Source organism: Sulfurimonas hydrogeniphila (assembly GCF_009068765.1).
GTDB lineage: Bacteria > Campylobacterota > Campylobacteria > Campylobacterales > Sulfurimonadaceae > Sulfurimonas > Sulfurimonas hydrogeniphila.
The window spans coordinates 1,125,829-1,139,245 of record NZ_CP035534.1; the positions used below are offsets into that span (position 1 = coordinate 1,125,829).

20 protein-coding genes are annotated in these 13,417 nt (G+C 30.0%); 19 read left to right on the forward strand and 1 reads right to left on the reverse strand.

Going from position 1 to position 13,417, the window contains the following annotated elements; all coding sequences use genetic code 11:
* The first annotated feature begins 130 nt into the window (after positions 1-130).
* The 7 genes from ETP70_RS05895 (at position 131) to ETP70_RS05925 (ending at position 4,512) form a co-directional block, all read left to right on the forward strand.
* Positions 131-535: a RusA family crossover junction endodeoxyribonuclease gene (locus ETP70_RS05895; RefSeq protein ID WP_151900309.1), complete on the forward strand. Its 405-nt coding sequence runs from the start codon at positions 131-133 to the stop codon at positions 533-535.
* Positions 535-1,215, forward strand: coding sequence for a hypothetical protein (locus ETP70_RS05900; protein ID WP_151900310.1), 681 nt, complete (start codon positions 535-537; stop codon positions 1,213-1,215). The genes ETP70_RS05895 and ETP70_RS05900 overlap by 1 nt, the downstream gene beginning before the upstream one ends.
* A gap of 268 nt (positions 1,216-1,483) precedes the next feature.
* Positions 1,484-2,194: a hypothetical protein gene (locus tag ETP70_RS05905; protein WP_151900311.1), complete on the forward strand. Its 711-nt coding sequence runs from the start codon at positions 1,484-1,486 to the stop codon at positions 2,192-2,194.
* Positions 2,195-2,347: 153 nt separating this feature from the next.
* On the forward strand, positions 2,348-2,548 hold the full coding sequence (locus ETP70_RS05910) for a hypothetical protein (protein ID WP_151900312.1): 201 nt from the start codon (positions 2,348-2,350) through the stop codon (positions 2,546-2,548).
* A gap of 158 nt (positions 2,549-2,706) precedes the next feature.
* Positions 2,707-3,408: a hypothetical protein gene (locus tag ETP70_RS05915; RefSeq protein WP_223176110.1), complete on the forward strand. Its 702-nt coding sequence runs from the start codon at positions 2,707-2,709 to the stop codon at positions 3,406-3,408.
* Between the two features lie 160 nt (positions 3,409-3,568).
* Positions 3,569-4,030: a hypothetical protein gene (locus ETP70_RS05920; RefSeq protein ID WP_151900314.1), complete on the forward strand. Its 462-nt coding sequence runs from the start codon at positions 3,569-3,571 to the stop codon at positions 4,028-4,030.
* Positions 4,031-4,176: 146 nt separating this feature from the next.
* Complete coding sequence (locus ETP70_RS05925; protein ID WP_151900315.1) at positions 4,177-4,512, forward strand: hypothetical protein; 336 nt, start codon at positions 4,177-4,179, stop codon at positions 4,510-4,512.
* Between the two features lie 388 nt (positions 4,513-4,900).
* Here the strand turns inward: ETP70_RS05925 and ETP70_RS05930 are convergent, their stop codons facing one another.
* Positions 4,901-6,139: an IS110 family RNA-guided transposase gene (locus ETP70_RS05930; protein ID WP_188109966.1), complete on the reverse strand. Its 1,239-nt coding sequence runs from the start codon at positions 6,137-6,139 to the stop codon at positions 4,901-4,903.
* A 296-nt stretch (positions 6,140-6,435) separates the two neighbouring features.
* On the opposite strand from ETP70_RS05930, the gene ETP70_RS05935 reads away from it, so the two are divergent.
* From ETP70_RS05935 to ETP70_RS12665, 12 genes are all read left to right on the forward strand, one after another.
* On the forward strand, positions 6,436-7,347 hold the full coding sequence (locus ETP70_RS05935) for an ankyrin repeat domain-containing protein (RefSeq protein ID WP_151900317.1): 912 nt from the start codon (positions 6,436-6,438) through the stop codon (positions 7,345-7,347).
* A 316-nt stretch (positions 7,348-7,663) separates the two neighbouring features.
* Complete coding sequence (locus ETP70_RS05940) at positions 7,664-7,888, forward strand: hypothetical protein (protein ID WP_151900318.1); 225 nt, start codon at positions 7,664-7,666, stop codon at positions 7,886-7,888.
* 170 nt (positions 7,889-8,058) lie between these two features.
* Entirely contained in the window at positions 8,059-9,231 is a 1,173-nt protein-coding gene (locus ETP70_RS05945; protein WP_151900319.1) for a hypothetical protein, read from the forward strand.
* A 153-nt stretch (positions 9,232-9,384) separates the two neighbouring features.
* Positions 9,385-10,356 (forward strand): hypothetical protein, encoded by a 972-nt coding sequence (locus ETP70_RS05950; RefSeq protein WP_151900320.1) that lies wholly within the window; start codon positions 9,385-9,387, stop codon positions 10,354-10,356.
* A gap of 67 nt (positions 10,357-10,423) precedes the next feature.
* Positions 10,424-10,669: a hypothetical protein gene (locus ETP70_RS05955; protein WP_151900321.1), complete on the forward strand. Its 246-nt coding sequence runs from the start codon at positions 10,424-10,426 to the stop codon at positions 10,667-10,669.
* A gap of 116 nt (positions 10,670-10,785) precedes the next feature.
* Positions 10,786-10,974, forward strand: coding sequence for a hypothetical protein (locus ETP70_RS05960; RefSeq protein WP_151900322.1), 189 nt, complete (start codon positions 10,786-10,788; stop codon positions 10,972-10,974).
* Entirely contained in the window at positions 10,959-11,279 is a 321-nt protein-coding gene (locus ETP70_RS05965) for a type II toxin-antitoxin system RelE/ParE family toxin (RefSeq protein ID WP_151900323.1), read from the forward strand. Before ETP70_RS05960 ends, ETP70_RS05965 begins: the two co-directional genes overlap by 16 nt.
* Positions 11,280-11,384: 105 nt before the next feature.
* Positions 11,385-11,684, forward strand: coding sequence for a type II toxin-antitoxin system HigB family toxin (locus ETP70_RS05970; RefSeq protein ID WP_151900324.1), 300 nt, complete (start codon positions 11,385-11,387; stop codon positions 11,682-11,684).
* Position 11,685: 1 nt separating this feature from the next.
* On the forward strand, positions 11,686-12,057 hold the full coding sequence (locus tag ETP70_RS05975; protein ID WP_151900325.1) for a helix-turn-helix domain-containing protein: 372 nt from the start codon (positions 11,686-11,688) through the stop codon (positions 12,055-12,057).
* Positions 12,058-12,195: 138 nt separating this feature from the next.
* A complete protein-coding gene (locus ETP70_RS05980; protein ID WP_151900326.1) occupies positions 12,196-12,468 on the forward strand; it encodes a BrnT family toxin in 273 nt (90 codons plus the stop codon).
* Positions 12,449-12,709 (forward strand): type II toxin-antitoxin system BrnA family antitoxin, encoded by a 261-nt coding sequence (gene brnA, locus ETP70_RS05985; protein WP_223176111.1) that lies wholly within the window; start codon positions 12,449-12,451, stop codon positions 12,707-12,709. The genes ETP70_RS05980 and brnA overlap by 20 nt, the downstream gene beginning before the upstream one ends.
* 139 nt (positions 12,710-12,848) lie before the next feature.
* Positions 12,849-13,397: an ISAs1 family transposase gene (locus ETP70_RS12665; RefSeq protein ID WP_151899460.1), complete on the forward strand. Its 549-nt coding sequence runs from the start codon at positions 12,849-12,851 to the stop codon at positions 13,395-13,397.
* Positions 13,398-13,417 lie beyond the last annotated feature (20 nt).

Here is a 13,417-nt window from a genome sequence, read left to right on the forward strand (position 1 = left end):
CTGCCGAAAAAAAGTATCAAAACTTGAAAAATTTAGATACCATTGTAGAACTTAAAAGACTACACAAACGGGTAACATATTTTTATATTCAGCCGTTATACACAAAAAAACTTATGAAAGGAAATGATGGATGTTGCCATTTGAATTTACAATAGAGGGTCCGCCTCTCTCACATCAAACACGGAATAGACAAAACCTTCAAAATTGGAAAGGGCAAGTTTCTACAGCAGCACAAGATGCCTTAGCCGATGATGTAGAACCTATATTAGATAATGTATCTGTAACTATCACATATTACTATGAAGACACCTCTCCAGATGTTGACAATATTATCAAACCAATCCAAGATGCATTAATTGGAATTGTTTTTGTAGATGATGACCAAGTTGTTGACACAAAATCAAGAAAAAGATTATTAAATGGCTCTTTCAGAATAAGGGGTGCATCAGCTAAATTATTACTTGCATTTTCTGAAGGAAAAAACTTCTTGCATATTAAAGTTGAAGAAGAACCAAATATGGAGGTATTAGACTAATGAAACAATATAATTATGAAAAAAGAGAATCTGAAAAAACCAAAGAAATAGTAGAAGAGTACTCTAAAAAAGGTTTTAAAGTCATTCTAAATCCTTCTATTGAAGAATTACCAGAAGAACTTAAAAACCTTAATTTTAGACCTGATATTATTGCAATGTCAAATGACATTAATTTGATAATTGAGATTAAAACAGCCAACTCCATCAAAAATGATGAAAGACTCTTAGCTATGGTAGATAAGATTAGAAATATAGAAAATTGGGAATTTGAATTTATTTATACCAATCCCAAAAAGAACATAAGTAGTATTAATGCAAAGAATAGTTTTACATATGAAGAAGCACAGAACAGTATTGAAAGAGTTAAAAAATTTATAACTATTGAAAATAACTCGGAATTTACAGATGTTGGTTTAATGCTTGCTTGGAATGCAATAGTAACAATACTAAGAATTAATCTCCAAGAAGATGAAAAAAATAATATACAGACAACCGATAGAGCTTTAATTAGGGATTCTGTTATGTTGGGAATTTTAAACAGAGAAGAACAAAAATATTTGGAAGAATTGCTTTCAAAACGTAATATTATTGCACATGCAGGTACTCATGTGACTATTTCAACTAAAGATTTAAAGTCTCTTATTGTATTCGCTGAGAAATTACTCAAACAAAATGTATAACAAAACCTTGGAGAGAAATACGAACCCTAGCGGGGATTCGTATTTCTCAAGTCAGCCGTTGCCTCGGACGCTTCGCTTACCGAGGCAACGGGGGCGCGGGTTGAACACCCGCTAGTTACCCGGCGCTGTGCGCCAGGCAACAAGCGAGAGGAGCAGACAACCACATCAGAAAATTAAAATTTTCCAATGTGCTCGCTACTCACCCGCGCCCCCGTTATATGCGTTATATGAAAAATAATATTGTACGAATATTAAAAGGTATGTATTCATGAAAAATACAAAATTTATAGATAGATATTTTGAAAGTGAAAAACTTTTATTAAATATAGAATACACAGAACAAAAAACTTTAAATACATTATTAACATATCTTGAAAACTTGCATTCTGTAGGAGACAAATTAAAAGATAAATATCAATGTAATATTAAAAATATTCCAGAGTTTGTCATATTAAGAATTATAAGAAACTACTTTCATCATGTAGATGACATAGAAGATTATAGCATGTTTGTCGAAATAGAAGGATGGGGAATTTTTGAGTATAATAGACATCTCATAATACCATTAAAAGATTTTATTAAAAGTTTAAATAACTTTATAAATCATACTAATCAAAAATATAGAGAACAACAAATAAAGTTAATTACAGAATATATAGATAATGACATTATTGATAATATTGAAGAATATTTAAAAATAAATAATATTCTTATTGACGGGGAAGAATATACTTTAGGAATTGATATTTTTAAATATGTGTATAATATTTCAAATATAATTGCTGATAAATGTAGAAATATAAACGATTTAAAAGATAAAGAAGTAATAATTAACCTCGAAAAAACTTATAGTGAATGCTATAATATTCCAAAAAGAGATTTTTTAGGAATGCCAGGCAATATGCCAATTACCACAACAAAAGGTTTTGTTTTTCCTAAAAACCATTCAACAATTCAGTTAATTAAAGAGTCCATATAACAAAACGTAGCAACAAAAATATGTTACCCTAGCCGAAAAAAACTTTGAGAACTACAAAAGTTTAGCTACCATTGTAAAACTTAAAAGAGTACAAAGACGGGTAACATATTTTTGTACTCAACCGTTATATCCGCAGAAAAGATTGGAGAAAAAATGAAAACTAATAAAACAAAATATCACGAAGTTGCATTACAAATGGCTCAGGAATATGAAAAATTAAGAAAGTTAGAAGAAGAAAATAATGGAAAAATTCCATCTAAAAAACTTTCAGAACTCTACAGCATTGATAGTGCGGCTGCACGAGAAATATATATTGGTTTATGGGCAATGAAAGAAGTTTTAAACAAAAACTAGACTATAAGATATAACAAATCGTAGCAAGAAAAATATGTTACCAGAGCCGATTTCTGACTTTGCAAAGTCTTAAAATTTAGATATCATTGTAGAACTTAAAAGAGTACAAAAACAGGTAACATATTTTTATACTCGACCGTTAGCTACCAAGGAAAATATTGTATAAAATAATTAGTATTATTGCTTTTTTAGCTTGTATTATTTGGTTATACTTAGAACCAAGTCCAGAACCAGTCGTTGTTCTCTTGCTGAGTACTGCTGCATTCTTCAGAGATGAAGTTCATGGAATAATTGGATTTAATTTCATGTCATTAACTCCTAAATCCACTTTAATTAGAAACTTTAATGACTATAAGTATTCCTTTACTAATGAAGAATATATTAATCCAAAAATTCTTGAAGACCTTATAGGTTGGGTAAGTGATACAGGTGATCAAGTTGTATCAATAAATATTTCAGAATCAAATAAAAGTAATAAATATTTTTCTGATATATCATCAAAAACAATAAGTAAAAAGTATCCTATTGTTACAGCAAAAGAGGGAGATGAGACACTTTCGTATCAATATGTAGGTTGTTCATTTAGTGGAGTTCATATTATTCAAACATGGAGTGCTTCAGCTGGAGTAGCTATATTTTGTAATATACTTTTAGTAACTGTCAGCAATGATTCAACAATCGATTTTGAAAATGGGAAATATATTAAAATCAATCGTTTAGTTATCAAAAAAGTCGGTTCTTTACCTTTGGCTGATAGATATGATGGAGAGATAGGATATCAGTTTGGTTTTCTAAGTATTCCATCCTCTAATGGTCGTAAATCATTAAGAACTAAAAACAGCCATATATTAGTGCTATAGCTAACAAAACAGAGTATCCAATAAATTACCTAGCGGAAATTTATTGGCTATCTTCGACCGTTGCCTCGGACGCTTCGCTTACCGAGGCAACGGGGGCGCGGGTTGAACACCCGCTAGTTACCCGCGCCCCCGTTAGTGCTTAAATCAAGGAAAAACAAATATGCGAAAAAAAACGATTTTAATATCTATACTTTCTTTATTTTTTATTTTTTCAGGAATAACAAGTCTTGCATTTGAAATATACTCATTTCTAAAACTTGATATATTAAACTCAGAAATTATATATTGGATAGTCTATAGAAGCATATTTGACAGCATGTTATTTATTATAGGTATTGGCATTTGGTTTGGAAAAACATGGAGTTGGTGGTTAGCTATATTTTTCTTCTTACATGTAATAATGAGAGAGACTCTAAAACTGAGTTTTCCACTTGAGCCAAAACAAGCCGTAGGCTTTATTTTCCCAATTATAATGATACTAATACTGTTAAATAAAAATGTTATACAATATCTTAAAATAGATTTTAGTAATCGACTAAAAAAATTATTTATTTTTAGCATCTTGAGTGCTATTGTGTTTAGCATTTTCCCTGGAATATATGAGCTTGGTCTACTACACTAACAAAACCTCGGAAGAAAAATAAGTTACCCAGCAGCGCTTAAGAAGTTTAAACTGAAATAAGATAAGATACCCTCAAGGACAAAATGACTTAACAGATAGGTAACTTATTTTTCAAGTCAACCGTTATATGATAAAGGAATTGAATTATGTATGAAGCTAAAGTTAGAGGTCTAAGTACTCTATATGCTAACGGTGATGAAAGAATTGAATTTCATCTTAGTAAAGAAAAAAATAAAACTTTTCCTCACGAATATAATAAACGTTTAAATGTATTATTGATGTTTGAAGATGACATATACAAAGCTGGAATAAGGTCAACAAAGGCGTGTGAGTATATTTGGATTTGTTCTGACTTAAAAGATAAAGATGAGAAAAGTATCAAGCTGTCAGATATTATCAAAAAATATGGATTAAATAAAAATCAAAGTTTATTCTTAGATTTTGTATCAAAAGATGTACTTAAAATCAAAGTAATATACTAAACATATAACAAGTACTTGGAGAGAAATAAGTAGCCTAACGGCGACTTATTTCTCAAGACGGTCGTTAGACATACAAAAGCAATCCTATAAAGAATAACTTAAACGGAGTAAAAAAATAAAAAAAACAATAGCCCAGTAACAATAAAACCTCAAAGAACATTTTCAAGAGTATAAAACTCTTGGGATTGTTTGATTTTTGAAGCACTTTATTAAAGTCATTATCTAGAATTTGACTCAAGTGTTTCAATGATCAAACACCTAAAAACTGTTTGGTTGACAATGATAAGGTACTAGGTGCCCCTTGAGGGTATAGGACAATTTATATAATTTCCTATATAGTGTTTATCAAGTTCTATAACAACTTATTGTTAAATAGTTGAATTAAACTTTAGGATAGTGATGCTTGAAATACCCTTTGTGGGTTATAGGCAACATTGTTTTTATATATAGCTAAAATGATATGTGCAAGCTTCCTTGCAACAATCACAACAGCTTCCTTTTTGGCTCTACCTTGAGAGACCTTGTCAAGAAAAAGCTTGTTGAGTTGCTCATTATGCCTAATGGCAGCAATAGCGGCTTGATAGAGAGCTTTTTTAGCAAGCTTTGCACCTCTTTTTGCGATTGCACCGTAGGTGAGTTTATTACCTGATTGCTCTAGTGTAGGATAAAGACCTAAATAACCAATGAAGTGAGAATTATTTTTGAATCGCGCTAAGTCTCCACACTCACTAATAAGAGCAAAGATGGTTTTATCACTCACACCTGGTATGGTTCTAAGATTATCAATAATATTCATAATCTCTTGCTCTTCATTACTCTCAAGTTGCGGTGTTTGATTAAAAAGCTTTAACATCTCATTCTCAAGCTCTTTAAGCTCCTCTTGTAGAAGCTTAATCACTCGGATATGAGATTTAATAACATAAGCTCTCTCATCTACACCATTGCCTTGATAAACAGAGTGTTTGGCTAACTCTAAAAGCTTTGTAGCTTTTTCTTCATTGAAGTTATTGCCTTTGATACCCCGAAAGGTTTTTAGTATTCTCTCTACACTCGCATGATGATAATGCTTTGCAGTTGGATACTTCTCTAAAAGTGCCAAGCCTGTCACATTAAAGGGATCTCTTATCACTTGTTCCATCTCTGGGAATACCACAGCTAAGAGTGTAGAGATTTGTCTTTTATGCTTTTTCATCTCTTCAAGTAGATTATTCTTATGTCTATAGAGTGATTTGATACTCTGATAAGTATCTTCACTTACATAGGCTTTAGAGTATCTGCCTGATTTAATAAGAGCTGCTATCATTAAAGCATCAATGTTGTCATTTTTTACTTTCTTCATGCTGTCCATCTCTCTAAATCTATTTGTTTGATAAGGATTGAGTAATAGTACATTAAATCCTTTTTCACTCAGATAAAGATAGAGATTTTCAAAGAAAATTCCAGTGGTTTCCATACCAATGGTAAAGGTTGATACTTCATCAATGGAGTTTAAAAGTAAAAGTAGCTCATTAAAGCCATTCTCATCATTGCTGAACTTAAGTGACTTCTTTATCACTTTATCATCTTGATTAACCACACAGGCAACATGAAAACCTTTTGCTATATCTATACCTACATAATAGTGCATCTGTACATCCTTTCGTATGTTTAACTTTTTTCTTACAGCCTCGTAACGATAGAGGATTGAGATAGAACTCATCCTGGCATCCTATGGGTAAGTTACTCAGGTTAAACGCAGTATGCTTTCTTAGATAGTTGGCATTACACCTCATAAGGAAAAATGACTGTCATTCAACTCTTTAACTGTAAGTTGTTTTAGTATTTGACAAACATAACAACTTTATCAAAAACTAAAAAATAAATATCAAATCACTACTCCTTTGGATGTAATGATTTGATAAATTTATTATACGAGGATTAAAATTGAAAAATAAATTTACTTTATTTATAAAAATATCTCTATACATATTTTTTATGTTTTCAAACGGATATGCAGGAAATAATCCAAACTTGGAGAACAATGAACCTGAAATTTTTAAAGCGATAGATTCAAAAGACTATAAAAAACTTAATCAACTTTTGAAAAATGGTGTTAGCCCATGCATAAAAAAAATAACATATAAAAAGAAAGCCGTTCTACAAGAGTATGCTTTTGGTCATGCTATCTCTTCAGGTGATACTGATGCGGTAAAACTTTTTTTACCATATGTTAAGAATATCACAAAACCATCTTGTCAATATTCTGAAATCTCATTATTTTATGCAATAGTAAACGATGATACTAGAATGATTCAACTTTTAATAGACAATGGTGCAGATGTGAATATTCCAATAACTTTTAGTAGACATGAAACACCTATTCAATACTCTCTAGTATTGCAAAAAATGAACTCTGCAAAAAAGCTCATTGAAAACGGTGCAATTATAAAAAAAGATATAGGCTTTCAATCACTACAATTTGCTATAAAAAATTTAAATATTGAAGTAGTGAAATTTTTGATTAACAATCAATATAATTTAAATTTTCAAAATAAAAATGGTAATACAATACTTCACTTGATGGCAAAAGGCATTGTAGAAAAGAACTTAACAAGTATCCAAATATATATAAAAAGAAAAGAGTATGTAAAACGATTCCCGGATACTTATGTGAAGGCACAGGAACAAGTCAAAAGAATCAAAGAACATTTTTATAATTATCCAAAAATAGCTGAACTTCTTATACAAAGTGGAGTAGATATTAATATAAAAAATAATTATGGTAAAACAGCACTAATGATTGCCAATGAGAACAACATAAAAATAATGATTGAAGTTTTAAAGAATGTAAAATAATAAATACATAAAATGTCTAACAAAACAGAGTAACCAATAAATTACCTAGCGGAAATTTATCGGCTATCTTTGACCGTTATCCGCTCACTGCGTGACCGGATAACGGGGGCGCGGGTTGAACACCCGCTAGTCATCTGTCGCACAGCGCCAGATAACAAGCGGGAGGAATGAGCAACAACATCAGAAAATAAATTTTCAGATGTCGCCGTCATTCACCCGCGCCCCCGTTATGTGTCAACAGAAGCACCTTGCTTAGAGTTAAACACCAAGAAAAAAAGATTAGACAAAGCTAATCAACAAATATAAAGGTAGAACAATGAAGAATAATATTTCAATTGAGAATATAAAAAATTTATTAATAGAATACAATAGTGTATCCACTGCAGAAGCAGATAAAGAAGTTACAGAAAAATTGATAGAAAAGCTTATGAGTGATAGTATTTTTCTCGATTTACTTGAAGAGAATTGGAAAAATGAAATTGAAAAAAATCAGCAACTAAGTGTTTATATATATGATAAATTTATATTTAAGTTATCTTGACCATAAAGAACAAAGCCACATAACAAATCGTAGCAACAAAAATATGTTACCACAGCCGATTTTTAACTTTAAAAACTATAGAGATTTAGATATCATTGTAGAACTTTAAAGAGTTCAAAAAGAGGTAACATATTTTTGTACTCAACCGTTAGATAAAATTAGGAACATTTATGAACATAGCATTTCTTTTTAATTCAGATCATCCAATGTTTAATGGTTTTTACGGATTGCCTATATTAAAAACTATTATCAAAACTAATGTTTTTCAAAATACAAATAGAAATATAAAAATATCTGAAGGGGATATATTAACATTTTCTGCTATTGCACAAAGCCAAAACAATACTTATGAAGCTTTTTATAAATTGAATGAAAAAGTATATACTCCACACAAGTTTAATAAGTTGATTCAACCAAAATTACAAATTGTTTCCAAGAATGCAACTATACATTGTATATATATAAAAAACATCCTAAAAAATACAGCATTAGCATTACATGAAAAGTTAATTTGTTATGAACCATATTTAGGTGCGATGGATATTGATTTTAATAATAAATTGCATGCAAGATTTTTTGAATATTCATTAGTAACAAAATATAGAATATTTAATAAGCAATGTTCCATATTTTATTCTATGGGAGAGTTTGAAGAAATTGGAGGAGAAGAAGCATTTCAATCGGAAAAAGAAATTTTCAGTAAAAATGGGTTTAATGTTATTTTTGAAGATACTGGTGCGATTAATACTATTTTTGATAAATTTTATGCTAATTATTCTCATCTTTTAAGGATTCAAGACTTTAAAAATATATTTTTAAAACTACCAAACATAGATGATGATATTTTGGATAATATTATAATTTCTTTAGAAGAACTTCATCCAAAACTTTTTAATTCATTTGCCTCTATGGCTAAAACATTTGATAGAATAGAAACTGAAGAAGACATAGCACAATGTTCTATTTCTGGAAGAAGATTTTTAGAACAACTTTCTTATTATCTTTTCCCACCAAGACAAGGACTTCATCATAATAGAAAAGTTGGAAAATCAGAATATAAAAATAGGTTGTGGGCTTATATAAGTGATACAGTAACTAGTAATAACCTAGATAATAATTTAATTAATGAAATAGGAAAACAACTAGATAAAATAATTGATCAATTTAATAAAGGTCTCCATGGTAAACTTGATATAGAAAAAATAACTCTGTTAATAGAAAATTTATTAAACTTTGTAATTAATTTAGTAACACTTTCTCCAAATGATATAAGGAAACCATATTTAGCATATCAAGAAGAGATTGAAACATTTATGGACAAAATTAAATCAAGATATATCTAACAAAACTTTGGAGAGAAATAAGTTACCCAGCGACTTTTTTAGAAATAAAAAACTAAAATTAGATAAAATACATTAAAGACTAAAAAAATTTGACTGAGGGGTAACTTATTTCTCAAGTCAGTCGTTATCAGCCCATATTATTGAAGGAAAAAAATGACCATTAAAGAAGCAATTTTAAAAAGTTTAGAAGATTTGCAACAACCATCCAACAATAAAGATGTTTATAAAAATATTTTATCTAAAAAATATTATGACTTTAAAACTGCAAAAACACCAGAGGCTACAATATCAGCTTTACTGGGTAATTTCATTAGAAAAAATGATTCAAGAGTGAGACGAACCAAAGCAAGAAATGGTACATATTTTTATTATTTATCAAAAAATGAACAAAACTTGGTTGATAATCCAACAGAAGATACTTTTAAAGAAGAGCATAAGGCTAAAAAAGTTTATCAAGAACGAGATTTGCATAAATTACTGAGTAGTTATTTAAAAAATAAAAATATATATTCTAAGACAATTCTTCACGAAGAATCTAAAAATAGTAAAGATGATCATCAGAAATGGATACATCCCGATATGATAGGTATTGAATTTTTAAATTTAACTTCTAAAGTCAATAAAGCTTTTATGAAGATATTAAATAAAGCAGACACATTCAAAATTACTTCATATGAAATTAAAAGGGAAATCAACACAGATTATGAACTGAAAAAATGTTATTTTCAAGCAGTTTCAAATTCAAGTTGGGCGAACTATGGATATTTAGTTGCATTTGAAATAAGCGACAGGCTAAAAGATGAAATAGAACGATTGAATCAATCTTTTGGTATAGGTATTATTGAGTTAAAATCTAATCCCTATGAAAGTAAAATATTATTTCAATCAAAGTTTAAAGAGTTGGACTTTAAAACTATAGATAAGCTCTGTCGAGTTAATAAAAAATATGAAAATTTTATAGAACTGACAGAAAAAGCACTTGCAGTTGAAGAAAGATATTACAAATCAATAGAAAAAGAATTAAATGATTTTTGTGATGATTATTTTGAAAATGATACTGAAATTGAAGATTATTGTATAAAAAAGAACATACCGACCGAAGAAACTGATAACAAAACAGAGTAGCCAATAAGTAGCCTAGCGGCGACTTATTGGCTATCTTTAACCGTTATATGCACAGCAAAGAGGGAAAATGAAAAAAGAATATAAGATAATTTTTGATATGCCAAAAGCATATAAGTCGCGTGAAGTTTTGAACAAACTACCATCACCAATTAGTAGTCAAATGACAGAAATATATAACTATTCTGTAGAAAATTATGGATTTTATTTATTGGACAATCAAGTTGACCAAAAGACTGTTGGAAAAGCAATGAAAATCTTTATTGATGAAGCTTTAAAGTATTCAAAAAACATAGAAGTAGTAGAACTGACATAAACATATAACAAGTACTAGGAGAGAAATACGAACCCTAGCGGGGATTCGTATTTCTCAAGAGAGTCGTTATACTAAAAAAGAAGATATGTTATAATACAAACAAAAAAGGAGAGTACATGGTAGCCGTAAAACAAGAAGCACAAGAGATGATTCAAAATCTTCCTGACAACTGTACTTATGAAGATATTCAGTATCACCTTTATGTTGTAGAAAAAATTAAAAATGGCATTAGTCGTGCTGAGAATGGTGAAGTTTCATCGCATCAAGATGCAAAACAAAGAATGGATAAATGGCTTTCACACTAGAGTGGTCAGAAGAAGCTCTTGAGGATATTGAGTCAATTGCAACTTACATAGAAAAAGATTCCCCAACCTATGCTAAATCTGTAGTTTCAAAGTTTTTTGAAAAAGCAGAGATATTACAAGGATTTTCAGAACTAGGGCGAAAAGTTCCTGAATTTAATGACACAAAAATTCGAGAAATTTTTGTTTATAGTTATAGACTTATCTATAAATTGAATGGAGATAGTATTTTGTTTGTGGCAGTAGTTCATGGAAAAAGACTTCTTGAAAATCATCAACAAAGTATAACAAAACAGAGTAGCCAATAAATACCTAGCGGAAATTTATCGGCTATCTTCGACCGTTAGCATCCTCAAAAATTTCATCTTACATAATTTAAGTTCTATAAATGGGAACTATGTTATAATTCGTCTATGAGAATAATTTCAAAGAAAAAACTAAAAGATTTTTACGAGCAGCCAAAATACACAGATTCTAAAAATCCTTTAGAAGCTTGGCATAAAGAAGTTCTAAAACTTGATTGGAATAATCCAAATGAAGTAAAAGAGATGTATCGAAGTGCTAGTATTATTGGAAATGAAAAAGTTGTTTTCAATATTGCTGGAAATAAGTATAGATTGATAGTTTCAATAAACTATTATGCAAAAATTGTTTTTGTAAAATTTATTGGAACACATAAACAATACGATAAAGTTAATATGGAGGATTTATAAAATGAATATTAAACCAATCAAAAATGAGCAAAACTATAATGAAGCACTGCAAAGAATTGAAAATTTAATGAGTGCCAAACCAAATACACCAGAGATGGATGAACTAGAAGTCTTAACAACTTTAGTAGAGGCTTATGAAGAAAAACACTATAAAATCGAAGCACCTGACCCAATAGAAGCTATTAAGTTTAGAATGGAGCAAGAAGGCTTAAAACAAAAAGACTTAGTTTCTATTGTTGGAAGTAAATCTAGAGTATCTGAAATTTTAAATAAAAAAAGAAAACTCACTATTGAGATGATAAGAAATTTACATAAGCAGTTGCACATACCAGTAGAAAGTCTTTTTTTAGACTACAAGACTAACTGTGCTTAAATGCTAACAAAACAAAGCTGAGTCCTAAACGTGCCACTCAGCTTCGCCGTTAACTCTCCACAAAAACTTTCAAGACTTGACAAACATGGTATAATTAAAGTATACTTTTTATACTTAAAATACAAAAAAAGGATTTATGTGAAATTTGAGTATGATGATACGAAAAGTCAAATCAATAAAGAGAAACATGGCATAGATTTTGTAGAAGCTCAAAAGCTTTGGCAAGATGAGGATGCACTTGTTGTTCCTGCTAACATTGTTGATAATGAAATTCGCTATGCACTCATCTCAAAAATACTCACAAAATGTTTTGTTGTAATATTTACTATAAGAGAAGACACAAATAGAATTATTAGTGTTCGAAGATGTAGGAAAAATGAGGAGAAGAATTATGAAAACAATAACTGCTAAAGAGTTTGATGAGAAGTTTGATAATGGTGAAGACATAAGTGAATATCTTGATTTTTCACAAGCTACCAGACCTAATGCTCTTAAAACAGATACAAAAAAAGTTAATGTAGATTTCCCACAATGGGTTATAGACTCTTTAGACAAAGAAGCAAAAAAGATAGGTGTAACTAGACAGTCTATCATTAAAGTTTGGATTGCTGAAAGGCTTAAAGAAGAAACTAGGCACTTACAAGTAAGTTAACAAAACAGAGTAGCCAATAAATTACCTAACGGAAACTCATTGGCTATCTTCAACCGTTAGCACGGTAATTCAAGTTTAATAACCAGTTAAATAAACTAGAACAAAATTTGCTTACTCCTATAAAAATTAGGAGGAGCAGATGCAAGTATTATTGGAAGAGTTTAGACAACTACCAGATTATAGAAAAAATAAAGTGCGATACACACATCCAGGAGAGATATTATTTTTATCACTTTTGGCTCTCCTTTCAGGTGCCGGGAGCTATGAAGATATTGCAACATGGATGAAAGAGAGAAAAAGAGAACTCTCTAAATTTTTGGGTCGTGCTTTTAAAGCTCCGGCATATACAACAATAAGAAATACATTTTTGGGAATTGATACACAAGCAGTAGAGAAGATGCAACAAAAATGGATTCATCAACTTTCAAATACTCCAAAAGATTCACAAACATTGACAATAGTTGCAACAGATGGGAAAACCATGAGAGGTTCTGCAAATAAAGAGATGAGTGAGAAAGCCAGACATATAGTTTCGCTCTTTCTAACAGAATCTAAACTTACATTGGCACAAGCCCAGGTACAAGAGAAAACAAACGAGATTCCCGCACTTGTTGAACTATTAGATGCTTTAAACCTCACAAATTGTGTGATTACCATGGATGCTATGCATACTCAAAAAAAACATTGAATAAAATAGTAAAGTGTGGA

Coding starts and splice junctions, on each gene's coding strand:
- ETP70_RS05910 (WP_151900312.1), top strand. CDS start 2,348: ATGAAAACTAATAAAACAAAATATCACGAAGTTGCATTACAAATGGCT.
- ETP70_RS05970 (WP_151900324.1), top strand. CDS start 11,385: ATGAGAATAATTTCAAAGAAAAAACTAAAAGATTTTTACGAGCAGCCA.
- ETP70_RS05945 (WP_151900319.1), top strand. CDS start 8,059: ATGAACATAGCATTTCTTTTTAATTCAGATCATCCAATGTTTAATGGT.
- ETP70_RS05975 (WP_151900325.1), top strand. CDS start 11,686: ATGAATATTAAACCAATCAAAAATGAGCAAAACTATAATGAAGCACTG.
- ETP70_RS05920 (WP_151900314.1), top strand. CDS start 3,569: ATGCGAAAAAAAACGATTTTAATATCTATACTTTCTTTATTTTTTATT.
- ETP70_RS05895 (WP_151900309.1), top strand. CDS start 131: ATGTTGCCATTTGAATTTACAATAGAGGGTCCGCCTCTCTCACATCAA.
- ETP70_RS05960 (WP_151900322.1), top strand. CDS start 10,786: ATGGTAGCCGTAAAACAAGAAGCACAAGAGATGATTCAAAATCTTCCT.
- ETP70_RS05940 (WP_151900318.1), top strand. CDS start 7,664: ATGAAGAATAATATTTCAATTGAGAATATAAAAAATTTATTAATAGAA.
- brnA (WP_223176111.1), top strand. CDS start 12,449: ATGAAAACAATAACTGCTAAAGAGTTTGATGAGAAGTTTGATAATGGT.
- ETP70_RS12665 (WP_151899460.1), top strand. CDS start 12,849: ATGCAAGTATTATTGGAAGAGTTTAGACAACTACCAGATTATAGAAAA.
- ETP70_RS05905 (WP_151900311.1), top strand. CDS start 1,484: ATGAAAAATACAAAATTTATAGATAGATATTTTGAAAGTGAAAAACTT.
- ETP70_RS05900 (WP_151900310.1), top strand. CDS start 535: ATGAAACAATATAATTATGAAAAAAGAGAATCTGAAAAAACCAAAGAA.
- ETP70_RS05930 (WP_188109966.1), bottom strand. CDS start 6,139: ATGCACTATTATGTAGGTATAGATATAGCAAAAGGTTTTCATGTTGCC.
- ETP70_RS05950 (WP_151900320.1), top strand. CDS start 9,385: ATGACCATTAAAGAAGCAATTTTAAAAAGTTTAGAAGATTTGCAACAA.
- ETP70_RS05965 (WP_151900323.1), top strand. CDS start 10,959: ATGGCTTTCACACTAGAGTGGTCAGAAGAAGCTCTTGAGGATATTGAG.
- ETP70_RS05955 (WP_151900321.1), top strand. CDS start 10,424: ATGAAAAAAGAATATAAGATAATTTTTGATATGCCAAAAGCATATAAG.
- ETP70_RS05925 (WP_151900315.1), top strand. CDS start 4,177: ATGTATGAAGCTAAAGTTAGAGGTCTAAGTACTCTATATGCTAACGGT.